Genomic DNA, 22,943 nt, shown 5'->3' on the forward strand with positions numbered 1-22,943 from the left:
GTTTTCTGATCGCACGCCAAAGCTGGGCCGCGCTTGCTCGCACGCGGCCGCTCCCGTTCCGGCCAGGGACGTCTCAAGACCGGACCAACCGCGAGCATCGCAGGGCGACGCTCGCCCGCAATCCCTCCCGCCGCCACTCCCGCACCAGGAGGCCGCCGAGCTGCTGCTCGACGCTCATCGTGGCGAGCTGCGTGCCGAAGCCCCGGCGGCTCGGCGGCCCCTCGATCGCGGGGCCGCCCTGCTCTTCCCAGACCAGGGCGAGGTCGTCGCCGGTGCGGGCCACCGAGACGCGGACCCGGCCGTCGGGCACGGAGAGGGCGCCGTATTTCGCCGCGTTGGTGGCGAGTTCGTGGAACAGGAGCGCGAGGGGGGTCGCCCCCTTGTCGTCGACGGGCACATCGTCTCCCTCCAGCGCGACCCGTGGCACGCCGTCGATCCCGTAGGGCTCGAAGAGATCGCGCAGCATGCCCTGCAGCATCATCTCCGGCATCTCGGGCCGGGATTCCTCGCTGTGGGGACGCGCGAATTCATGTGCCCGGCCCAGGGCGGCGATGCGGCTCATCAGGTCGCGGGCGAAGTCCTTCACGGCGGGATCGCGCCGCGCCGAGAGGCGGATCAGCCCGGAGATGATCGCGAAGATGTTCTTGATGCGGTGGCTGAGCTCCCGGTTCAGGAGCTCGTTCTGCTCGGCCACGCGCTTGGCCGCGTCGATATCGGTGCAGGTGCCGATCCAGCGGATGATCCGCCCCTCCTCGTCGCGCACGGGCAGAGCGCGGCCGAGCGTCCAGCGGTACTCGCCGCTGCGGTGGCGCAGGCGGTACTCGACCTCGTAGGGCTCTCCCGTCGCGAGGGAATGGCGCCAGCGCTTCCAGGCCCGCTCCTGATCCTCGGGGTGGAACATCCCGTTCCAGGCCTCGCCGTCGGTGGAGCCCACGGGCACGCCGGTGAACTCGTACCAGCGGTCGTTGTAGTAGTCGTGGTAGCCATCCGGCAGGGTCGACCAGACCATCTGCGGCATCGCGTCGGTCAGGACGTCGTACTGCGCCTGCGTCGCGTCGCGCGCCGCCTCGGCCCGCCTCTGCGCCCCGATCTCCATGTTGACGCCGAACCAGCGGATCACCCGGCCGGTGCCGTCGCGCAGAGGCGCGATGCGGGTCAGGAAGGGGCGAAAGATGCCGTCCGCCCCGCGCAGGGGACACACCATCTCGACGGGCTCGCCCGTGGCGATCGAGGCGGTCCAGGCCTTCGTCACCCGGTCGAGCTCGGCCGGATCGTGCACCGCCTGCCAGCCCCAGCCCTCCATCGCCTCGGGGGTGGTGCCGCAGTACTCGTGCCAGCGCCGATTGTACCAGACGATGTAGCCGTCGCCCCGGGCCATCCAGCACAGGGTCGGGATGTTGTCCGCGAGCAGGCGAAGCTCGGAATCCGCGATCTGGGATCCCACGCCGGGCAGGATCGCATCGATATGCGCCTCTGCCCGCCAGAAATCGCGGTCGAAGGCGTGGCCGTCCGGCTTAGGCTCGGTGGTCACGCGGCGTCCGGTTCCGTGGTGTTGAGCCGACACATCGCTCTTCAACTCCCACGGCCGCGATCCGATGCATCACAGTTAAGTTTTTCATCCAGACAGGCCCGGCCTGCGCCGATTTTCCAGAAGCCGGAGCGGCATGCGCGGTTTTTCGCAGCGCACAACCTTGCGGATCGGGCGGGATGGCTTACCGAGTCGGACGAAGTCAGTTCGAGAGGGTCCCGCCCCATGGCGTCGAAGCGCGTACCGACCACACCCTTCGCGGACCAGAAGCCGGGTACGTCGGGATTGCGGAAGAAGGTGCCGGTGTTCCGGCAACCGCACTACGTCGCGAATTTCGTGCAGTCGATCTTCGACACCATCGAGGACCGGGAGGGCGCCACCCTCGTCCTCGGCGGCGACGGGCGCTTCCTCAACCGCGAGGTGGTGCAGACCACCCTGAAGATCGCCGCGGCCAACGGCTTCGGCCGGGTCCTCGTCGGCCAAGGCGGGCTGCTCTCGACGCCCGCCGCCTCCTGCGTGATCCGCAAGCACGGCGCCATCGGCGGCATCGTCCTCTCGGCGAGCCACAATCCCGGCGGCCCGGAGGGCGATTTCGGCATCAAGTTCAACACCGCCAATGGCGGCCCTGCCCCGGAGGCGGTCACCGCGGCAATCTACGAGCGCACGAAGGCGATCGAGGCCTACCGTATCGTCGAGGTGCCCGACATCGACCTCGACCGGATCGGGACGAGCCGGATCGAGGACATGCGCGTCGAGGTGATCGACCCCGTCGCCGACTACGCCGCGCTGATGCGCGAACTCGTCGATTTCGACGCGATCGCCGGGCTCTTCGCCTCGGGCTTCCGCATGCGCTTCGACGCGATGAGCGCGGTGACGGGCCCCTACGCCAAGGCGATCCTCGAAGGGGCGTTGGGCGCACCCGCCGGGACGGTGGTGAACGGCACACCGCAGGAGGATTTCGGCGGCCACCACCCGGACCCGAACCCGGTCCATTGCCACGACCTCGTCGCACTGATGAGCGGGCCGGAGGCACCGGATTTCGGCGCGGCCTCGGACGGCGACGGCGACCGCAACATGATCGTGGCCCCGGGCCTGTTCGTGACGCCGAGCGACAGCCTCGCGATCCTCGCCGCACAGGCGCATCGCGCGCCGGGCTATGCGGCGGGGCTCGCCGGAATCGCGCGGTCCATGCCGACGAGCCGGGCCGCCGACCGCGTCGCCGCCGCCCTCGGCATCCCCGCCTACGAGACGCCGACGGGCTGGAAGTTCTTCGGCAACCTGCTCGATGCCGGCAAGATCACCCTCTGCGGCGAGGAGAGCGCCGGAACCGGCTCCAACCATGTCCGCGAGAAGGACGGGCTCTGGGCGGTGCTGCTCTGGCTGAACGTGCTGGCGGCCACCGGGGAGCGCGCGGACGCGCTGGTGCGCGCGCATTGGGCGCGCTTCGGCCGCGACTACTACACCCGCCACGACTACGAGGAGATCGAGTCCGAGGCCGCCGCCAAGGTGATGGACCATTTGCGGGCGCAGTTGCCGGAGCTGCCCGGCCGCCGCGTCGGCGACTTCACCGTGAAGAGCGCCGACGAGTTCCGCTACGTCGACCCGGTGGACGGCTCCGTCTCGGATAAGCAGGGCATCCGCATCACCTTCGAGGAGGATGCCCGCATCGTCTACCGCCTGTCCGGCACGGGCACGGCGGGGGCGACGATCCGGGTCTATATCGAGCGCTACGTGAACGACCCGACCCGGCTCGAACGCCCGACCGCGGAGATTCTGGCCCCGGCGGTCGCCGTCGCGGGGGCGCTGTCGGACATGGCGGCGCTGACCGGACGCGCCGAGCCGAGCGTCGTGACCTGAGAAGGAACTCCTCGTCCGTCACCCCTGCGACGGCGGATCCGGCCCGGCCCGCTTGCCGCGCCCGGCGGGCCGGCTAGAGTCGGGCGCCATGGAGACATCCGGACCTTCCGAGACCGGCAGCGCGCCCGAGCTTCAGGTGCGTGCCGTGCCGGGCCTCGCGCGCATTCCGGCAGCGGAATGGGATCGCTGCGCCACCTCGCCCGAGACGCTCTCGGCGGGGGACGAGACCTTCAACCCCTTCGTCTGCCACGCCTTCCTCTCGGCGCTGGAGGAGTCGGGCTGCGTCTCCCGGCGTACAGGCTGGCTGCCGCTCCATGTCTCGGTGGAGCGCGGCGACACCCTCGTCGCGGTAGCGCCCTGCTATTTGAAATCCCACAGCCAGGGCGAGTACGTGTTCGACCACGGCTGGGCCGACGCCTACGAGCGGGCCGGCGGCAGCTACTACCCGAAGCTCCAAGTCAGCGTACCCTTCACCCCGGTGACCGGCCCGCGTTTCCTGATCGCCCCCGGCGAGGACGTGGACGCCGCCGCCGCCGCCCTCGTCGCCGGCCTGCGGGCGTTGCGGGCGGAAACGGAGGCCTCCTCGATCCACGTCACCTTCATGCGCGAGCGGGAATGGGCGCAGGCCGGCGCCCTCGGCCTGCTGCAGCGCACCGATCAGCAGTTCCATTTCGAGAACCCGGGCTACGGCCGCTTCGAGGACTTCCTGGAGGCGCTCAACGCCCGCAAGCGGAAGGCGATCCGCCGGGAGCGCCGCGAGGCGCTGGCCGAGGGCATCGAGATCGACCGCCTCACCGGAGACGCGATCACGGAGGCGCATTGGGACGCCTTCTACGCGTTCTACATGGACACGGGCGCCCGCAAATGGGGCCGCCCCTATCTCAACCGGCGCTTCTTCTCGCTGATCGGCGAGCGGATGAAGGACCGGATCCTGCTGGTGATGGCCCGGCGCGCGGAGCGCTACATCGCCGGCGCGATCAACTTCATCGGCGACGTCGCGCTCTACGGGCGCAACTGGGGCTGCATTGAGGACCGCCCCTTCCTGCATTTCGAGGTCTGCTACTATCAGGCGATCGAGTTCGCGATCGAGCGCGGCCTGAAGCGCGTGGAGGCCGGCGCCCAGGGGGAGCACAAGCTCGCCCGCGGCTACCGGCCGGTGGCCATGCGCTCCGCCCACGACATCGCCGACCCGTCCCTGCGCCGTGCCGTGGCGGAATACCTCACGCGCGAGCGCAGCTATGTGAACCAGGCCCTGGCCGAGTACGAGCGCATGACGCCGTTCCGGCAAGCTTGCGAGGGAATCCGAGAATGAGCCCGATCGACCGTATCCGCGGCTATGCGGAAGAGCTCACCGCGCTCCGGCGGGACCTCCACGCCCATCCCGAGCTCGGCTTCGAGGAGGTCCGCACCTCCGGCATCGTGGCCGAGCATCTGGTGCGCTTCGGCATCGAGGTGCATCGGGGCATCGGCAAGACGGGCGTGGTCGGCGTGCTGCGGGGACGGCCCGGCTCGCGCCGCATCGGCCTGCGCGCGGACATGGACGCCCTGCCGATCGAGGAGGAGACCAACCTCCCCTATCGCTCCACCGTGCCGGGGAAGATGCATGCCTGCGGGCATGACGGGCACACCACCATGCTGATCGGCGCCGCGCGCTACCTGGCCGAGACCCGGGACTTCGACGGCACCGCCGTGTTCGTGTTCCAGCCGGCGGAGGAGGGACTGGGCGGCGCCCGGGCCATGATCGCAGACGGGCTGTTCGAGAAGTTCCCGGTCGACGAGATCTACGCGGTCCACAATGCCCCGCACGGGCCGCAGGGCCGCTTCTTCCTCAAGCCCGGCCCGGCCATGGCCGCGGCCGACTTCTTCGACATCCGCATCACCGGCCGCGGCGCCCATGCCGCCCAGCCGAACCAGGGGATCGACCCGATCGTGGTGGCGACCGCCCTCGCCCAGGCCATGCAGTCGATCGTCAGCCGCAACGCCGATCCGCTGAAGGCGGCCGTCGTCTCGATCACCCAGATCCATGCGGGTGCGGCCTACAACGTCATCCCGGAAAGCGCGCATCTGGCCGGAACGGTGCGGACCTTCGACGCCGAGCTGCGCAAGCTCGTCGCCGCCCGCATCCGCGAGGTCGCCGCGGGCATCGCCGCCGCCTTCGGGGCGACGATCGATGTCGAGATCCGCGACGTCTTCTCGGTGCTCGAGAATAGCGCGGCGCCGTCCGCCGCCGCGCTCGAGATTGCCCGGGAGGTGTTCGGAACGGAGAACGTGGAGCCGGAGGCCAAGCCCCGCATGGGCAGCGAGGATTTCGCGGACATGGTCGCCGCCGTGCCGGGCGCCTATGCCTGGATCGGCGCGGCCCCCGGCCCCGGCCTGCACAATGCGAAGTTCAACTTCGACGACGCGATCATCCCGCTCGGCGCGGCCTATCTCGCGCGGATCATCGAGCGGCGCTGCGCAGCCTGATCCGCGGCGGGCGGCGCCTCAGGCCATCGTGGTCCGATGGGTCGCCCGCGACTGGATCTCCACGAAGACCCGAGTGACGTCGGGCGCCTCGGCCTTGATGCGGGCCTCCAGGCGGCTGACCGCCTGCTCGATCTCGCCCGCCGGCACGGAATCCTCCACGTCCAGGCTCACATTCACCAGGATGTCGGAGGGGCCGAGATGCTGGGTGAGCACCTCGTTGACATGGCGCACCGCCCGCTCGCCCCGCACGGCGGAGCGGATCGCGGCGACCACCTCCGGGTCGGCGCCCTCGCCGATCAGGAGGCCGTGCGTCTCGATCATCAGGAAGATCGACATGCCGACGAGCACGAGCCCGATGCCGATCGAGGACCAACCGTCGAGGACGGGCATGTCGAGGAGATGGCCCGCCACCACGCCGGCCATGGCGATGACGAGGCCGATCAGCGCCGCCACGTCCTCGACCAGGATCGTGTAGAGGGCCGGGTCCTTGCTGCGCCGGATCGCGGTGATGGCCGAACGCTGGCCCTTCTCCGCCCAGAACTGGCGGATCGCGACGAGGCAGGAATAGCCTTCCGCCAGGATCGCGAAGCCGAGGATCGCGACGTTCACCCAGAAGCCGGAGAGATGGAAGCCGAGCAGCGTCGCATCGGCCGGCGGCTCGGGATGCTGGATCTTGTGGGCCCCCTCGTAGATCGCGAAGATGCCGCCGCCGAGGAAGATGAACAGCGCCACCACGAAGGCGTAGAAATAGACCTCCCGCCCGTAGCCGAACGGGTGCTTCGCATCCGCCGGCTTCTCGGCCCGCTTCAGCCCGACGAGGAGCAGGATCTGGTTGGCGGTATCGACCAGCGAATGCGCCCCCTCGGCCAGCATGGCCGTGGAGCCCGTGAGGAAAGCGCCGACGAACTTCGCGGCGGCGATCGCGAGGTTGGCGCCTGCCGCCGTGTAGATTGCAGCGGTGCTCTCATGCGCCATGCGCGTTCGTCCCTGTCGGTCGGTGGAGATGGAGAGGCCAAGCGTGGCCTTTTCGTGCGGGCCTAACGCGCGCACTGGCCAGGGGATCCTTGCGTCAGCCGGCGAGGCTCGCGAAGGCCTCGGCGAGATCTGCCCCCTCGGTGCCGAGCACGACCGCGGCCAGGATGCGGGCCTTCTGACCTGAGAGATCGCCGGCGAAGATCGCGCCCGCCCGCTCCAGATCCTTGCCGCCGCCATTGCCGTAGATCGGCTTCACGCGCCCCTCCGGACAGCGAGAGGCGACGATGACCGCCGTGCCGGCGGCCACGATCTCCGCCACGGCCGCGGCGACGGCGGGCGGCGCGTTTCCGCGGCCGAAGCATTCGAGGACGATCGCCTTCGCCCCGCTCCGGGCCGCAAAGCGGATGAGACGGTCGGAGGCGCCCAGCGCGAGGCGCAGGAGCTCGACCTCCGTCTCGATCCGGGTCGCCGGAAACTGGCGCCGCAGGATCGGGCGCCGATGGAGCGTCACCAGGGTCCCGTCGACCTCGCCGAGCTTGCCGTGCTCGCCGGAGCGGAAGGTGTCCGTACGGGAGGCATGGGTCTTCGTCACGTCCCGCGCCGCGTGGAAATCGCCCTCGAAGCAGATCACCGCACCGAGGCCGCGGGCCAAGGGCGATGCGGCGAGGCGCACCGACTCGGCGATGTTGCGCGGGCCGTCCGTATCCGGCGCATCCGCGCTCCTCTGCGCCCCGGTGAAGACCACCGGCTTCTCGCCGGCCACGACGAGATCGGCGAGGAAGGCGCTCTCTTCCATCGTATCGGTGCCGTGCGTGACCACGACCCCGTCGCAGGCGGGATCGGCGAGGCGCTCGGCCACGCGCCGGGCGAGGGCAAAGGACAGGGGCAGATCCATCGCCGAGCTGCCGATACGGCAGAAATCGTCGACGACGAGATCGATCCCCGCGAGCCGGTCGTGCAGGCTCTCCCGCAGGGCGGCCCCGCTCACCGAAGCGACGACATCGGCCGGGGCGCCCTCCGCCTCCCGCGCCGTCGAGGCGATGGTGCCACCGGTGGTGACGAGATCGATGCGGGGCATGATTCTCCTCGGCATGCGCGCGCGGCCTCATAGCCGAGGCCACCCTTCGGCCGAAAGCCCGGGCGCGAGGGCCGGCGCGGATGTGGACGCGGGGCGGCCGCCTGTGCATCGTGCCGGCCCTTGAGAGCGCCCCCGGGCGACCGCGAGACCGGTTCGCCCCGGGAGGAGCCGGACAGAAGGCTTGGAGCCGCCGATGAGTACCGCCTACGACCCGAGCAACATCTTCGGAAAGATCCTGCGCGGCGAGATCCCGGCCCACAAGGTCTACGAGGACGAGCAGACCCTCGCCTTCATGGACGTGATGCCCCAGGGCGAAGGCCACACCCTGGTGGTCCCGAAGGCGCCCGCGCGCGGGCTGCTCGACGCGGATCCGGAGTCCCTCGCGGCGCTGATTCGCGTCGTCCAGAAGGTCGGTCGGGCAGTGAAGCAGGCCTTCCAGGCCGACGGCCTCACGCTGTTCCAGTACAACGAGCCGGCCGGCGGCCAGACGGTGTTCCATCTGCATTTCCACCTCGTGCCGCGGCACGAGGGCGTTCCGCTGAAGCGGCACGAGGGCGGCATGGCCGATCAGGCGGTGCTCGCCGAGCACGCGGCGCGCATCCGGGCCGCGCTGGAGGCCTGAGCGGCCGCAGCTCCGCTCAGGCCGAGCTGCGGGCCTGAGCGGGAGCGCCGAGCTTCGTCAGGAGCGTGCGCAGCGTCGCGTTCTCCGCTTCGAGTTCCGCCACACGCTTGAGCAGGGCGGTCACGGACGGGTCGACCGCTGCCGCGGCAGGCTCGACGCGTTTCTCGTTCTGGGCCGAACGAAAAGCCACACCGACGGCCTCGTTGCTCCGCCAGCACAGGGTCGCGCGATAGTTCTCGTCCCGGGCGGGGATGTGAATGTCGAAGACCTCGGGCAGGGTCGTGGTCTCGCTCAGCTCCAGGCGGGCACCGCGATCCGATATGTCGCGGATGAGGCAATCCATACTGGACGACCCATAATTGAAGCTGATCAGCCCCTTGAGAAAGGTCTTCTTGCGCGCGACTGCGCGCTGCTCCGCGCTCATGCCCTGTCTCCGCTGCGGGTCAACCTGATGGAGATCTAGCGTTGCGCTTCACCCCTTAAGGAATGCTCAGCGCATTATCCGAAACGTCGATCGACCGCCTGAAAAAGGTAGAAACCATTGAAGCGCACCCCGGTGGCGGCGGCCTTTCCGTCGAAGCCGCGGGGCACGCCCGCCGCCTCCTCCACACGGCCCTCGAAGGTCCAGCGGCCGCCGGTGACGAAACGGGGCACGGCGTGGCTCTCGGGAACGGCGCAGCAGAGGGCCTCGCCGCCCTTGCGGCGGAACAGATTGTAGCTGCGCATCGGTGGTCCTCCGCTTCGCCGCACCCTCGCGGCCGGAGATAGGCCGACAATCAGACGGGTTTGTGTCTGGATGAGGCGGGCGACCCCGCCGCGTGCGTCACCGCACGAGGCGCCTGGTCACGATTCCGGGATGTTCCGCGCCCACTCGTCGAGCCAGGCTTTCGCGGACGCGTCGGAGGGTGCGCGCCAGTCGCCGCGGGGCGACAGCGAGCCCCCGGCGGAGACCTTCGGCCCGTTGGGCAGGGCCGAGCGCTTGAACTGGCTGAAGCGGAAGAAGCGGTCGAGGAACACACCGAGCCAGCGACGGATCACCGGCAGGTCGTAGGCGACCCGCTTCGCCGGCGGGAAATCCGCCGGCCAGGATCCGGCCTCGACATCGCCCCAGGCATGGAGGGCAAGGAAGGCGATCTTCGAGGGGCGGAAGCCGTGCCGCAGCGTGAACCAAAGATTGAAGTCCTGAAGGGCGTAGGGGCCGATCTTGGCCTCCGTGCTCTGCGGGCCTTCTCCTTCCGCTGCCGGCACCAGCTCCGGCGATATCTCGGTGTCGAGGATCGCCCGGAGGGTGCGGTTCTCCTCCGGCCCGAACTGGCCCGTGGCGATCACCCAGCGGATCAGGTGCTGGATCAGGGTCTTGGGCACGCCGGCATTGACGCCGTAATGGCTCATCTGATCGCCGACGCCGTAGGTGCTCCAGCCGAGCGCCAGCTCCGACAGATCGCCCGTGCCGATGACGATGCCGCCGTTCTGGTTGGCGAGGCGGAACAGGTAGTCCGTGCGGAGGCCCGCCTGCACGTTCTCGAAGGTGACGTCGTAGACCGCCTCGCCCCGTCCGTAGGGGTGGCCCATGTCGGTGAGCATCTGCCGAGCAGCCGGGCGGATGTCGATCTCGGCCGCGCTGATGCCGAGCGCCTTCATCAGAGCGAGGGCGTTGGTCTTGGTCTCGTCCGAGGTGGCGAAGCCCGGCATGGTGTAGCCGAGGATGTCGGAGCGCGGGCGGCCGAGGCGATCGAAGGCCTTGGCGAGTACGATCAGGGCGTGGGTCGAGTCGAGGCCGCCCGAGACGCCGATCACGGCCCTTTTGGTGCCTGTCGCCTCCAGCCGCTGCACGAGCCCGGCGACCTGGATGTTGTAGGCCTCGTAGCAATCCTGGGCGAGGCGGGCCGGATCGGACGGGACGAAGGGGAAGCGCTCCACGTTGCGGCGCAGGCCGAGATCGCCCGCCGGCGGATCGAGCCGGAAGCCGATCCGCCGGAACGGGCGGCCCCGATGGCGGGCATTGTCGTCGAAGCTGCCGTTGGAGAAGCGCTCCTGGGCGATCAGGTCGAGGTCGATATCCGCGATGGTAACGAGGGGCTCGGCGGGAAACCGCTCGCCTTCGGCAAGGCGCACGCCGTTCTCGTCGATGCTGGTCTGGCCATCCCAGGACAGGTCGGTGGTGGATTCGCCCAAGCCCGCCGCGGCGTAGACATAGGCGCACAAGCCCCGCATCGAGGCCGCCCGCGAGAGCATGGCCCGCGACTCCGCCCGGCCGACCGTAATGGGGCTGCCCGACAGGTTGGCGAGCACGCTCGCCCCCGCCAACGCCGCCTCCATGCCGGGGGCCTGGGGCACCCAGAGATCCTCGCAGACCTCGATGCCGAGGACGAAGCCCGGCAGGTCCTCGGCGGCAAACAGCAGGTCGATGCCGAAGGGCACCTCGCAGCCTGCGACCCGGATGGTCTCCCCGACGATCCCGGCACCAGAGGCGAAGTGCCTTTTCTCGTAGAATTCCCGGTAGTTCGGCAGGTAGCTCTTGGGCACCACGCCGAGCAGGCGGCCCCGGTGCAGGGCGAGGCCGCAATTGTAGATCCGGTTGCGCCAGCGCAGGGGCGCGCCGACCACGAGAACCGGCGTCAGCGCTTCGGAGGCCAGGCGGATCCGCTCCAGAGCGGCCTCGACGCCATCGAGCAGCGTCGCCTGGAGGAAGAGATCCTCGCTCGCATAGGCCGAGAGGTTCAATTCGGGAAAGACAGCCAGGGCGGCCCCCTCCGCGTGGCAGCTTTGCGCGAGCGCCACCGTCTGCTCGGCATTGGCGGCCGGATCGCCCGGATGGCTGCGGCCCGTGCAGGCGGCGACCCGGGCGAAGCCGTGGCGGTAGAGCGAGCGGAAGTCTTTCGCGGCCTCGGGTGTCGTCACGGCGCTCGGGCGCTCCCTGCCATCGCCGCTAGAGCGCGGCATCGAGATGATTCTGGGGTCGGCAACGGCCTCTGTCGAGCGCCCGATCCGACAGGGCCGCCGTCGCGGCGGGCGCATGGCCGGGACGGGTTCGGAACAGCCCCGGCGGCACGCCGGGCAAGCGTTCGTTAACGACGATCCTCCTAACTGGGGGAGAACCGCTCCAGGGGGAGCAGGACCTTGTTTCGAGTACTTTCACAGCTCATGCGCGCATCGGGACGGCCTCCGTATTCCCATCGTGATCCATCGCGTCCGGGCCGTGGCGGCGACCGCCTCGACCTGTCCATCGGGGCGATCGCCAACCGGCTGATGACCCTGCGCTCGAATTTCGGTCGCCGCGCCGGGGGGCCGCAGATCCCGGCCGGGCGCCGGCATGATCCCCATCTCGCGCCGCAGCCGCAGAGCTGGCTGACGCCGCCGCGGGCCATGCTCGGAGCGGAAGGGAGCTTCGAACCGCTGCCGCACGACGCCTATGCGCTCGTACCGCACCCTGCCGACGGACTGTCGGCCCAGGTCCCGGATCCCGCGCCCTGGAACGATCCGAGCCTGGCGCCCCAGATCCGCCGGCCGATGCCGGAGATGCCTTACGAGAGCCGCATCGACACGCAGGCATCGAGCCCCGGCGTGCTGATCCGGACGCCCCGGCGCCCGGAAGCCATCGCCCCCGAGCACGGGCAGGCCATGCCGATGCAGCCCCAGCGCGCCACCGCGCCGGCCCTGAGCCCGGAGGCGGTGCGTTTCGTGCGCACCCCCGATTCCGTGCTGATGGAGCGGCGCCAGCGGGCGCTCGAAGCCGAGCGCGAGGCGCAGCGCCAGGCCGAAGCCCTGGCCGAGGCGCAAGCCGCGGCTCTGGCGGCGGCCGAGGCCGCCCGCGCGGCGGCGGAAGCCGAGGCGCTCCGCCTGGAGGAACTCGCCGCCGAGGCCGCGCTCGCCGCCGCGCAGGAAGCCACGCGCGAGACCGTCCCGCTCTGGCGCCAGCCCTTCACGCCGCCGCCCGGCGTCCGCTACTTCCGCACCCCCGACCGGCCGCGCAAGATCGAGCCGGCCGCCGAGCCGATGGATGCCGAGCTGTTCGTACCGGAGGCCGCGGCCTTCGCTGAGGCCGAGGTGCAGGAATTCGCCCACGAGGTGATCGCGCCGGCCGCGGCCGAACCCGCGCCGTCATTGGCCGCCGACTGGTCCGAGGTGCCGGATTGGTCCGATCTGCACGACGGCTTCGGCTTCGCCGATTCCGCGGCGATCGACACCTGGGCGTCCCTGCAAATGATGCCGGCCGTCGTTCAGCCGGAGGCCGTCGTCGCCGCAGCGCCCGCCCCGCAGGCGCCCCGCATCTCCGCCATGGCGGCGCGCGCGGCGATCCGGCCGGTGCGGCCGGCGGCGCCCGTGGCCACGTCCGAGCCGGCTCAGGTCCCTGTGCCGGCGCCCCTCTCGGTCACGGCGCATCTGGCGCCCCTCGCCCCCGGCTACCTCTCCCCCTTCGTGCTCTCCGCGCTCTCGGCGGTGGCGAGCCCCAAGGTCATGCACGCCGAGCCGGCCGAGGCCGTCGTCGCGCAGGAAGCGGCCATCGCCGCCCCCTCCGTCGCCACGGTTGTGCCGACCGCGATCCCACCGCGCCCCGTTCTTCTGCGTTCGCCCAAGACCGCCTCGAACGATGAACCGATGGCGGAGGAGGCTTTCGACGAGGCACCCGCGGTCGAGGCGGAGATCGTGGTGGAGGCGGTTCCCGAGGAGTCCGCGCCCGCTCAGACCGTCCAGGCGCTACCCCGGGCCGTCCTGCCCGAGCGCACGGCCCTGATCCCAGCCAACCGCCACATCCCGATGTCCTTCGTCGGCAGCGAGGATTACGAGCTGCCCTCCCTCGAGCTGCTCGCCCTGCCGGCGCCGGTGGACGGCGAGGAGGTCGATGCCGACGAGCTGGAGCAGAACGCCCTCAACCTGCAGCAGACGGTCCAGGATTTCGGCGTGCGCGGGGACATCCTGGCCGTGCGGCCCGGCCCCGTCGTCACCCTCTACGAGCTCGAACCCGCCCCCGGCACCAAGTCCAGCCGCGTGATTGGTCTGTCGGACGACATCGCCCGCTCGATGTCGGCTGTCTCCGCCCGCGTCGCCGTGGTGCCCGGCCGCAACGTGATCGGCATCGAACTGCCGAATCCGGTGCGCGAGACCGTGTATCTGCGCGAACTCCTGTCCTCGGTCGATTTCGTCGAGACCAAGCACAAGCTCGCTCTGTGCCTGGGCAAGAACATCGGCGGCGAGCCGATCATCGCCGACCTCGCCCGCATGCCCCACCTGCTCGTCGCCGGCACCACCGGATCCGGCAAGTCGGTCGCCATCAACACCATGATCCTCTCGCTCCTCTACCGGCTCAAGCCCGAGGAGTGCCGCCTGATCATGGTCGATCCCAAGATGCTGGAGCTCTCCGTCTACGACGGCATCCCGCACCTGCTCTCCCCCGTCGTCACCGATCCCAAAAAGGCGGTCATCGCCCTCAAATGGGCCGTGCGCGAGATGGAGGAGCGCTACAAGAAAATGGCCAAGATCAGCGTGCGCAACATCGACGGCTACAATGCCCGGATGAAGGAGGCGCGCGCCAACGACGAGATCATCACCCGCACCGTCCAGACCGGCTTCGACCGCAACACCGGCGAGGCAGTGTTCGAAGAGGAGGAGATGGACCGCTCGGCGCTGCCCTACATCGTGATCGTGGTCGACGAGATGGCCGACCTGATGATGGTGGCGGGCAAGGACATCGAGGGCGCGATCCAGCGGCTGGCCCAGATGGCGCGCGCGGCCGGCATCCACCTGATCATGGCCACGCAGCGCCCCTCGGTCGACGTGATCACCGGCACGATCAAGGCCAACTTCCCGACGCGGATCAGCTTCCAGGTCACCAGCAAGATCGACAGCCGCACGATCCTGGGCGAGATGGGCGCCGAGCAGCTGCTCGGCCAGGGCGACATGCTGTTCATGGCCGGTGGCGGCCGCACCACCCGCGTGCACGGACCGTTCTGCTCGGATGCCGAGGTCGAGAGCGTCGTCGCCCATCTCAAGCGCCAGGGCCGACCCGCCTATCTCGAAGCCGTCACCGCCGATGACGGCTCCTCGGAGCCCGAGACCGGCAAGAAGGGCAGCCGCGCCTCGAAGGCCGACAAGGAGGAGGCCGCCGAGATCGAGGAGGCCGACCTGCCGGTCTTCGATGCGAGCGCCTTCACCGCCGCCGCGGGGGCCGATGCCGAGCTCTACGAGCAGGCCATCGCCGTGGTGCTGCGGGACAAGAAGGCCTCGACCTCGTACATCCAGCGCCGCCTGCAGATCGGCTACAACCGCGCCGCCTCGATCATGGAGCGGATGGAGATCGACGGGATCGTCGGCCCGGCCAACCATGCCGGCAAGCGCGAGATCCTGGTCGAGGGGATGGCCGCACCATCCTCCGGCTACGACGACGACGAGTGAGAGGCGGCGCCCGCGTCGCATATTCGCCACAGCCGCAGGCTCTAACCCAGGCCTGCGGCTGCCTCCCGCCGGGACGACCCCTGTCGGACCGCGGAACCTTCCAGGGCCGCCTGACAAGCCCCGCACGCGACGGAGACCCCGCCCGATGACTGGCCGCCGAATCCTGCCCGCCGCCGGTCCCGTGCTTCTCGCCGCCACGCTCGCCCTACAGCCCCTGCCGGCCACCGCGCAGGTCTCCTCCTTCCTCGACGGCCTGTTCGGCCGCAAGGAACAGCCTGCACCGGAGCCGGCGCCCGAGCCGGAGGCCGCCCCGGTGCCCCCGACCGCCAAGAAGGCTCCGCCGGCCAAGCAGGCGCAGGACAAGACGGCCCCCGACAAGGCCGGCAAGACGAAGACCAGCGCCGACAAGGCGGCCAGCGATAAGCTCGGCAGCTCCAAGGCATCGCCCAAGACCGCCGCGCAGCCAGCAGAAGCGAAGGTCGCCGCCATCGGCGCGCCGAATGCCGGCGCCGCCATGGAGGATCTCGATCAGGCCACCGTGCTGGAGCGCGCCAACGCCTATTTCAACGGCTTCCAGACCCTGACCGGCAGCTTCATCCAGACCGGCGCGGACGGGCGCCGGATCGGCGGCAAGCTGACTTTGTCGAAGCCGGGCCGCCTGCGCTTCGAATACGACCAGCCCTCGCCCCTCGAAGTCGTCGCCGACGGCACCTCCGTGGCCATCCGCGACCGCAAGCTCGGCACGCAGGACCTCTACTTCATCTCGCAGACGCCGCTGAAATTCCTGCTCCGCGAGAAGATCGACCTCGCCCGCGACCTCACGGTCACCGAGGTCACGAACGATCCCAACGGCTACCGCGTGGCCCTCGAGGATCGCTCGACCCTCGGCGGCACGTCGCGGATCCAGCTCTTGTTCGATGCCGAGATGAAGACGCTGTCGCAGTGGCGGATCACCGACCCGCAGGGCTACCTGACCACCGTGCAGCTCTCGAATCTGCAGAAGGGCAAGGCGGTCGACATGTCCCTGTTCTTCATCAATTACGGGCGCGCCGAGGACAAGGCGATTCAGCAGCAGCTGCAGCGCTGACCCGCGCGGCGCCGCGTCAGTTCAGGGAACGGCGGCTTTCGAGGCGCAGGGCGCGGGCGATCTCGCGGCCCGTTTCCAAAAGGAGCGCGTCGACGAGACGGCGGAGCACCGGCATCCGCAGGCGCTCCGTGAGATCGCGCTGAGCGATGGCATGGTCGGCCAGGCGTTCCAGCAGGCGGCTGCGCTCATCCGGCGTCTCGCCGCTTGCGGCCCGGTTCTCGGACACGTCGATGAGGATGCCCCGGCTGGCGAGCGGCTGGCACTTCTCGTCGACCGTCATGCGCCCGCGGGCGAGGACCCAGCGGACGCGCCCCTCGCTATCGATCGTGCGATACTCGGCCTCGAAGGGACCGCCGCCATCCGCGTAAGCGGCCGAGACCGCCTTCGCGAGAAAGTCCCGATCCTCCGGATGGCAGCCGGCCAGGAAGGCCTCGAGCGGAACGCCCACACGCCCCGCCTCGACGGGGATGCCGAACGCCTCCGCGCAGCCCGGCGAACAGCGCACGAGATCGAGCCGGGCATCGGTGTCCCATACGCCCAGAAAGCCCGCTTCCGTCAGGATGGCCGTTTCGCTGGAACCGATCGACTTGGGCGGCAGCATCCTTGGAACAATCTGTTTGGCCGCAACCGATCTATGCGTGAACGACCGCCTATTGGGCATGTGCGGGAGCCTCATCGAAAGGTGCTGGGAGGACCGGCATCCCCGCCAAGCCGCGGATCATCTCTGGCCAGCATCGCATACATAATCACGAGCTAGGATCGCATATATAAATTGTACGCAAAAAGACAATTCAGGCATGAGAAAAGTATATAGAGACTACCACCTCAGGTTGCTGTATCCGGCGCGCCACGTTTCCGTCCCATCGCTTTCCTCACCCTTGCCTCTCCCAAGCGATCGACAAGACGGCTAAGGCTGCCCGAGCCCTGGGAGTGCTGCCTTGCGCCTGACCGTCACCACCTGGAACATCAATTCCGTCCGTCTTCGCATCGACTCGGTGTTGCGGTTCCTGGCGGAAACCAAGCCCGACATCCTCTGCCTGCAAGAGACGAAGTGCCCGGACGACGCCTTTCCCCTGAAAGCGCTGCGCGGCTCCGGTTACGAGCATGTCGAGTTCGCGGGCCAGAAGGGCTATAACGGTGTCGCCATCCTGTCGCGCTTTCCCCTCCTGACCCGCTCGGTGATGGGCTTCTGCGAGAGGCAGGACGCGCGCCATATCTCTGCGGTTCTGGGGGCGGCGGCGGGCCCGGCGGCAGGCCTCGTATTCCACAATTTCTACGTTCCTGCCGGTGGCGACGTGGCCGACCGTACCCTCAACCCGAAGTTCGCGCACAAGCTCGACTTTCTGGCGGAGCTGCGGGCCTGGGGCGGCAAGCGCGTCGCCGGCCCCGCGATTCTCGTCGGCGACCTCAACGTGGCGCCGCTGGAGCACGACGTCTGGTCCCACAAGCAGCTTCTCGACGTGGTGAGCCATACACCCATCGAGACCGAGACGCTGGAAACCCTGCGCGGCGAGGCGGAGTGGGTCGACACGGCGCGGCTGCTCACCCCGGAGCCCGAGAAGATCTACACGTGGTGGAGCTACCGCTCCCCCGACTGGGCCGCGGCCAACAAGGGCCGGCGTCTCGACCATGCCTGGGTCTCGCCGGACCTCGCGGGCACGGTGCGCAAAGTCGAGGTCGCCCGGCACGTGAGGGGATGGGAGAGGCCCTCCGACCACGCTCCCGTCACGCTGACCCTGGAGCTGTGAAAGGGGAACAGCGCCGCGCGCTCCCGCATTGGGTTCACGAAACCGTGTCCCGATCGGAGTTTGAGACCCCATGCGCACGATCCTGCGCCAGATCCTCGTCGTGTTCCTGCTGCCCAAGGCCATCGGCTGGCTGCGCCGCCGCTACGGCGGCCGGGCCGCGGGCCCTCACCGCGGCTACTGATCCCGCCTTCGCACCCTCTCCCTATCCGGCCCGGATCCCACGATCCGGGCCGTTGCCGATGCGGTGGCGCCCATAGCCGAACCAGATCGCGAGGCCGAGGACGAGCCAGGCGAAGAGCCGGATCCAGGTGTCCCCCGGCAAGCCCGCCATCAGGGCAAGGCAGGCCAGGATGCCCAGGACAGGCACCAGCGGCCCCCCGGGCACACGGAAGGGCCTCGGCCGATCCGGCTCGGTGCGACGCAGGATCAAGACGCTCAGGCAGACCAGGATGAAGGCGAACAAAGTGCCGATACTGACGAGCTCGCCGAGCAGATCGATCGGCACCAGGGCCGCCACGAGGGCGGTGGCGAGACCGATGGCGGCCTGGCTCATCCATGGGGTGCGGCGGTGGGCATGGACCTGCGCGAACAGGTCGGGTAGCATCCGGTCCCGGGCCATGGCATAGAAGATCCGCGCCTGCCCGTAGAGGGCGGTCAGCGTCGAGGTGGTGAGCCCGACGAGCGCACCTACCTTGATCAGGACCGCGAAGGCGCCGAACCCGATCGTGTCGATCGCCCTGGCGATCGGATCGGTCACCGCGAGGTCCCGGTAGGGCACGAGCCCCGTCAGAACGGCCGCCACCGCCACATAGAGAAGTGTGCTGACGACGAGCGCCCCGATCAACCCGATCGGAGCGTCGCGCTGCGGATCGCGAGTCTCGCCCGCGGCTGCGGAGACGGTCTCGAAGCCGATATAGGCGAAGAACACCACGCCGGCCCCGCGGAGGACGCCGCTCCAGCCGAAGGCGCCGAAGCTGCCCTCGTTGGGCGGAACCAGGGGCGACCACAGCGCCGGGCGCAGATGCGCCGCCCCGACCAGCACGAAGGCGAGGATGATGGCGACCTTCAAGGCCACCATGGCCGCGTTGACCTTTGCCGCCTCCCGGCTGCCGAGGATCAGGAGCGCGCTCAGAGCCAATACGATGCCGCCGGCCGGCAGATTGAGACGACCGCCCTCCCCCGGCGCCGCCGCCAGCGCCGCGGGCAGATGCAACCCCGCATCGGCCATCAGGCTCTGAGCATAGCCCGACCACCCCACCGCAACCGTCGCGGCGGCGAAGGCGAATTCGAGCACGAGGTCCCAGCCGATGATCCAGGCGGCGAGCGCGCCGAGCGTCGCGTAGGTGTAGCTGTAGGTCGAGCCCGAGGCCGGGATCATCGCGGCCAGCTCGGCGTAGCACAGGCCGACGAGGCCGCTCGCGATTCCTCCGAGCAGGAAGGACAGCATCAGCCCGGGCCCGGCATAATGCGCCGCCGCCGTCCCGGTGAGCACGAAGATCCCCGCCCCGATCGTGGCTCCGACGCCGATGCAGACGAGGCTGAAGGCGGACAGGTTCCGGGCGAGTCCCGGCCCGCCCCCGCCGCCAGCTTCCGCCTGGAGAATATCCGCAACCGGTCTGCGGGCGATGGAGGTGCTGTCGACCATGGCTCTCCCTCTGGCGCGCAAGGGACGCAAATCCCGGGCGGGGATGGCAGTTCGGTATTGTGCGGGAGGACCGACGGCCCGCAGCCGACGGGTCATCGGATTTGAAACGCAGGACACCCTATATCGGATAGGCCGTCACCATCAGCCAGACGACGTCGCCGGTCGCCTTGTGCCGAATCGATCGTACGCGTGGGTTCGTCCCGACCGGGGCTTCGAGAGGCCCCTCATAGACACGCTTTACACCGAACGCGCCGACTCTCTCGCGGACGAGCTCGATCACGCTCGGCTCGGCAAGAAGCGCATGGCTGGCGCCGGAATCACGAAATTGATGCAGCGTCACGAAGGAGATGCCTTCAATGTGACTCTCGAACGCGGCTCCTGCAAACAGCGGGCAAGATAGACCTTGCTATACCATCCGCGTCATTAATGTTCGGCGGAGACCCGTCTGCCCCGATCGGGCCAGCAGGCGCGAACCCCGCCTCTGGCGTTCCCCCCGCTTTCGTGTATGTATCCGCCCGCCTCGACCCGGCTGACGGGCGGGGCTTGCGTTGCTTGTGCGATGACCGTGCTGGACGACATCCCGGCACCGGCCGATCCGCAGGCTGATGGCGCCCTTCGATGAGGGCGCCGGGAAGACCCACCATCGAACCGAAAGGCCAGCGATGTCGATCACGGCAGAGCGCAAGACCGCGCTCATCAAGGAATACGCCAAGGGCAACAAGGACACCGGTTCGCCGGAGGTGCAGATCGCCCTTCTCTCCGAGCGGATCACCAACCTGACCGCCCACTTCAAGACCCACGGCAAGGACAACCACTCCCGCCGCGGCCTCCTGAAGCTGGTCTCGCAGCGCCGCTCGCTGCTCGACTACCTGAAGCGCAAGGACGAGCCGCGCTACCGCGCCCTCATCGAGCGCCTCGGCATCCGCCGCTAAGGCGAAGACGACTCGCGCGGCCCCTCCGAGGGGCCGCGCTTTCCATATGGACCCTCCGGGCATGGGGCTCGGGGATGTCCAACCCGGGCGGCTTCGAGGCACGAGGCGCCAGGGCAGGATCGCCGGACGCTCGGCGCGAAGTCGAGCGTCCCGCCGTCTTGCCACTGGCGGTGCCGGGCTCGCCCGATCCGTATGAAGGCAAGAGACATATGTTCGACGTTCAACGCGAAGAGCTGATCTGGGGCGACCGCAAGCTCGTCCTCGAGACCGGCAAGGTCGCCCGCCAGGCCGACGGGGCCGTGGTCGCCACCTACGGCGAGACCACCGTGCTCGCCACCGTCGTGTCGGCCAAGGAGCCGAAGCCCGGCATCGACTTCCTGCCGCTCACCGTGAACTACCAGGAACGCGCCTACGCCGCCGGCCGCATCCCGGGCGGCTACTTCAAGCGCGAGGGCCGTCCCTCCGAGAAGGAGACCCTGGTCTCCCGCCTGATCGACCGCCCGATCCGTCCGCTCTTCATCGAGGGCTGGCGCAACGACACCCAGGTCGTCGTCACCGTTCTGTCCCACGATCTCGAGAACGACCCGGACGTCGTCTCGATGGTCGCGGCCTCCGCCGCTCTCACCCTGTCGGGCGTCCCCTTCATGGGTCCGATCGGTGCGGCCCGCGTCGGCTACATCAACGGCGGCTACAAGCTGAACCCGCTCGTGACCGAGATGGACGAGTCGAGCCTCGACCTCGTCGTCGCCGGCACGCAGGACGCGGTGCTGATGGTCGAGTCGGAGGCCAAGGAGCTCTCCGAGGAGATCATGCTCGGCGCCGTGATGTTCGGCCACAAGCATTTCCAGCCGGTCATCGAGGCGATCATCCGCCTGGCCGAGAAGGCCGCCAAGGAGCCACGCGACTTCTCCCCGCCGGAGAACGCCGACGTCGAGACCGCCGTGCTGGAGATCGCCGAAGCCGATCTGCGCGAGGCCTACAAGAAGACCGTCAAGCAGGAGCGCTACGCCGCCGTCGACGCCGTGAAGGCGAAGGTCGTGGCCGCCCTCTGCCCGGCCGAGGGCGAGCAGAAGTTCAACCCCGAGAAGGTCAAGGCGGCCTTCAAGGAGGCGCAGTCCAAGGTCGTCCGCTGGAACATCCTCGACACCGGCTCGCGCATCGACGGTCGCGACGTAAAGACGGTCCGCCCGATCCTCTCCGAGGTCGGCGTGCTGCCCCGCGCCCATGGCTCGGCGATCTTCACCCGCGGCGAGACGCAGGCCCTGGTGGTCGCCACGCTCGGCACCGGCGAGGACGAGCAGTTCATCGACGCCCTGGAAGGCACCTACAAGGAGACCTTCCTGCTGCACTACAACTTCCCGCCCTATTCGGTGGGTGAGACCGGCCGCATGGGCTCCCCCGGCCGCCGCGAGATCGGCCACGGCAAGCTCGCCTGGCGCGCGATCCACCCGGTGCTGCCGCCGGCCCACGAGTTCCCCTACACGATCCGCGTGGTCTCCGAGATCACCGAGTCGAACGGCTCGTCCTCGATGGCCTCGGTCTGCGGCGGCTCGCTGTCGCTGATGGATGCGGGCGTGCCCCTGCGCCGTCCGGTGGCCGGCATCGCCATGGGCCTCATCCTCGAAGGTGAGCGCTTCGCGGTGCTGTCCGACATCCTCGGGGACGAGGATCATCTCGGCGACATGGACTTCAAGGTGGCCGGCACCGAGGAGGGCATCACCTCCCTCCAGATGGACATCAAGATCGCCGGCATCACCGAGGAGATCATGAAGGTCGCCCTCGCCCAGGCGAAGGACGGCCGCGCCCACATCCTCGGCGAGATGGCCCAGGCCCTGACCGCGGCCCGTCCCGAGCTCGGCGAGTACGCGCCGCGCATCGAGACGATGCAGATCCCCACCGACAAGATCCGCGACGTGATCGGCACCGGCGGCAAGATCATCCGCGAGATCGTCGAGAAGACCGGCGCCAAGATCAACATCGAGGATACCGGCGTCGTGAAGATCGCCTCCTCGGACGGCAAGGCGATCAAGGCGGCCTATAACTGGATCCGCTCCATCGTCGCCGAGCCGGAGGCCGGCACGATCTATGACGGCACCATCGTCAAGATCATGGAGTTCGGCGCCTTCGTGAACTTCTTCGGCGCCAAGGACGGCCTCGTCCACATCTCCGAGCTGGCGCCGCAGCGCGTCGCCAAGGTCGGCGACGTGGTCAAGGAAGGCCAGAAGGTGAAGGTGAAGTTCCTCGGCCAGGACGAGCGCGGCAAGATCCGCCTGTCCATGAAGGTCGTCGATCAGGAGACCGGCGAGGACATCACGGAGAAGCTGAAGGCCGAGCGCGCCGCCCGCGGCGAGCCCGAGCAGGAGGAGCGCGGCGACCGTGGCGATCGCGGTCCGCGCCGCGACCGCGGCGAGCGCCGCCGCGAGAGCGCCGGGGAGTAAGCTCCTCTTCGCTCCGTCTCATCGGATGATCCGAGAAGCGCGGCCCCCCGGGCCGCGCTTTTTTCATGCCCGCTCGCCCTCGCCGGCGCGGCGCTTGGAGCAGACCGGCCATCTCAACCAAGCGCACAGCTTCGCCGCCTCCGACAACGCCGTGCGCCTGCCGAGCTAGTCGCG

At 69.4% G+C, this 22,943-nt stretch carries 18 protein-coding genes; 9 read left to right on the forward strand and 9 right to left on the reverse strand.

Going from position 1 to position 22,943, the window contains the following annotated elements; all coding sequences use genetic code 11:
* Nucleotides 1–73: 73 nt before the first annotated feature.
* Complete coding sequence (locus MFF21_RS13055) at nucleotides 74–1,531, reverse strand: sensor histidine kinase (RefSeq protein WP_238311554.1); 1,458 nt, start codon at nucleotides 1,529–1,531, stop codon at nucleotides 74–76.
* 222 nt (nucleotides 1,532–1,753) lie between these two features.
* On the opposite strand from MFF21_RS13055, the gene MFF21_RS13060 reads away from it, so the two are divergent.
* The 3 genes from MFF21_RS13060 to MFF21_RS13070 all read left to right on the forward strand — a co-directional run bounded on the left by MFF21_RS13060 (nucleotide 1,754) and on the right by MFF21_RS13070 (nucleotide 5,851).
* Nucleotides 1,754–3,385: an alpha-D-glucose phosphate-specific phosphoglucomutase gene (locus MFF21_RS13060; RefSeq protein WP_238311555.1), complete on the forward strand. Its 1,632-nt coding sequence runs from the start codon at nucleotides 1,754–1,756 to the stop codon at nucleotides 3,383–3,385.
* Nucleotides 3,386–3,473: 88 nt separating this feature from the next.
* Nucleotides 3,474–4,697: a GNAT family N-acetyltransferase gene (locus tag MFF21_RS13065; protein ID WP_238311556.1), complete on the forward strand. Its 1,224-nt coding sequence runs from the start codon at nucleotides 3,474–3,476 to the stop codon at nucleotides 4,695–4,697.
* Nucleotides 4,694–5,851, forward strand: coding sequence for a M20 aminoacylase family protein (locus MFF21_RS13070; protein ID WP_238311557.1), 1,158 nt, complete (start codon nucleotides 4,694–4,696; stop codon nucleotides 5,849–5,851). The genes MFF21_RS13065 and MFF21_RS13070 overlap by 4 nt, the downstream gene beginning before the upstream one ends.
* Before the next feature lie 18 nt (nucleotides 5,852–5,869).
* Here MFF21_RS13070 and MFF21_RS13075 read toward each other — a convergent pair whose 3' ends face one another.
* Both MFF21_RS13075 and MFF21_RS13080 read right to left on the reverse strand, forming a co-directional pair.
* Nucleotides 5,870–6,826, reverse strand: coding sequence for a cation diffusion facilitator family transporter (locus MFF21_RS13075; protein WP_238311558.1), 957 nt, complete (start codon nucleotides 6,824–6,826; stop codon nucleotides 5,870–5,872).
* Nucleotides 6,827–6,920: 94 nt separating this feature from the next.
* Nucleotides 6,921–7,904: an asparaginase gene (locus MFF21_RS13080; RefSeq protein WP_238311559.1), complete on the reverse strand. Its 984-nt coding sequence runs from the start codon at nucleotides 7,902–7,904 to the stop codon at nucleotides 6,921–6,923.
* A gap of 193 nt (nucleotides 7,905–8,097) precedes the next feature.
* Here MFF21_RS13080 and MFF21_RS13085 point away from each other — a divergent pair, with 193 nt between their 5' ends.
* Entirely contained in the window at nucleotides 8,098–8,526 is a 429-nt protein-coding gene (locus tag MFF21_RS13085) for an HIT family protein (RefSeq protein ID WP_238311560.1), read from the forward strand.
* A 16-nt stretch (nucleotides 8,527–8,542) separates the two neighbouring features.
* Here the strand turns inward: MFF21_RS13085 and MFF21_RS13090 are convergent, their stop codons facing one another.
* The 3 genes from MFF21_RS13090 to MFF21_RS13100 all read right to left on the reverse strand — a co-directional run bounded on the left by MFF21_RS13090 (nucleotide 8,543) and on the right by MFF21_RS13100 (nucleotide 11,469).
* On the reverse strand, nucleotides 8,543–8,950 hold the full coding sequence (locus tag MFF21_RS13090; RefSeq protein WP_238311561.1) for a PilZ domain-containing protein: 408 nt from the start codon (nucleotides 8,948–8,950) through the stop codon (nucleotides 8,543–8,545).
* Between the two features lie 74 nt (nucleotides 8,951–9,024).
* Complete coding sequence (locus MFF21_RS13095; RefSeq protein WP_238311562.1) at nucleotides 9,025–9,252, reverse strand: hypothetical protein; 228 nt, start codon at nucleotides 9,250–9,252, stop codon at nucleotides 9,025–9,027.
* Between the two features lie 117 nt (nucleotides 9,253–9,369).
* Complete coding sequence (locus tag MFF21_RS13100) at nucleotides 9,370–11,469, reverse strand: NAD(+) synthase (RefSeq protein ID WP_238311563.1); 2,100 nt, start codon at nucleotides 11,467–11,469, stop codon at nucleotides 9,370–9,372.
* Nucleotides 11,470–11,775: 306 nt separating this feature from the next.
* Here MFF21_RS13100 and MFF21_RS13105 point away from each other — a divergent pair, with 306 nt between their 5' ends.
* Nucleotides 11,776–14,919 carry a DNA translocase FtsK gene (locus MFF21_RS13105; RefSeq protein WP_238311564.1) on the forward strand — a complete coding sequence of 1,048 codons (3,144 nt, stop codon included), beginning with the start codon at nucleotides 11,776–11,778 and terminating at the stop codon, nucleotides 14,917–14,919.
* A gap of 145 nt (nucleotides 14,920–15,064) precedes the next feature.
* A complete protein-coding gene (locus tag MFF21_RS13110) occupies nucleotides 15,065–16,006 on the forward strand; it encodes a LolA family protein (RefSeq protein ID WP_238311565.1) in 942 nt (313 codons plus the stop codon).
* A gap of 16 nt (nucleotides 16,007–16,022) precedes the next feature.
* On the opposite strand, the gene MFF21_RS13115 is transcribed toward MFF21_RS13110, so the two are convergent.
* Nucleotides 16,023–16,607, reverse strand: coding sequence for a PAS domain-containing protein (locus tag MFF21_RS13115; protein WP_238311566.1), 585 nt, complete (start codon nucleotides 16,605–16,607; stop codon nucleotides 16,023–16,025).
* Nucleotides 16,608–16,944: 337 nt separating this feature from the next.
* Here MFF21_RS13115 and xth point away from each other — a divergent pair, with 337 nt between their 5' ends.
* Nucleotides 16,945–17,754 (forward strand): exodeoxyribonuclease III, encoded by an 810-nt coding sequence (gene xth, locus MFF21_RS13120; RefSeq protein ID WP_238311567.1) that lies wholly within the window; start codon nucleotides 16,945–16,947, stop codon nucleotides 17,752–17,754.
* 202 nt (nucleotides 17,755–17,956) lie between these two features.
* Here xth and MFF21_RS13125 read toward each other — a convergent pair whose 3' ends face one another.
* Together MFF21_RS13125 and MFF21_RS13130 are read right to left on the reverse strand one after the other, a co-directional pair.
* Nucleotides 17,957–19,399, reverse strand: coding sequence for an amino acid permease (locus MFF21_RS13125; protein WP_238311568.1), 1,443 nt, complete (start codon nucleotides 19,397–19,399; stop codon nucleotides 17,957–17,959).
* A 118-nt stretch (nucleotides 19,400–19,517) separates the two neighbouring features.
* On the reverse strand, nucleotides 19,518–19,739 hold the full coding sequence (locus MFF21_RS13130) for a hypothetical protein (protein ID WP_238311569.1): 222 nt from the start codon (nucleotides 19,737–19,739) through the stop codon (nucleotides 19,518–19,520).
* A 322-nt stretch (nucleotides 19,740–20,061) separates the two neighbouring features.
* Between MFF21_RS13130 and rpsO the strand changes: the two genes are divergently transcribed.
* Nucleotides 20,062–20,331, forward strand: a complete 270-nt coding sequence (gene rpsO / locus MFF21_RS13135; RefSeq protein WP_238311570.1) for a 30S ribosomal protein S15 — start codon at nucleotides 20,062–20,064, stop codon at nucleotides 20,329–20,331.
* A gap of 209 nt (nucleotides 20,332–20,540) precedes the next feature.
* Nucleotides 20,541–22,769: a polyribonucleotide nucleotidyltransferase gene (gene pnp / locus MFF21_RS13140; RefSeq protein WP_238311571.1), complete on the forward strand. Its 2,229-nt coding sequence runs from the start codon at nucleotides 20,541–20,543 to the stop codon at nucleotides 22,767–22,769.
* Nucleotides 22,770–22,943 lie beyond the last annotated feature (174 nt).

This window comes from Methylobacterium organophilum, from assembly GCF_022179465.1.
Classification (GTDB): domain Bacteria; phylum Pseudomonadota; class Alphaproteobacteria; order Rhizobiales; family Beijerinckiaceae; genus Methylobacterium; species Methylobacterium organophilum.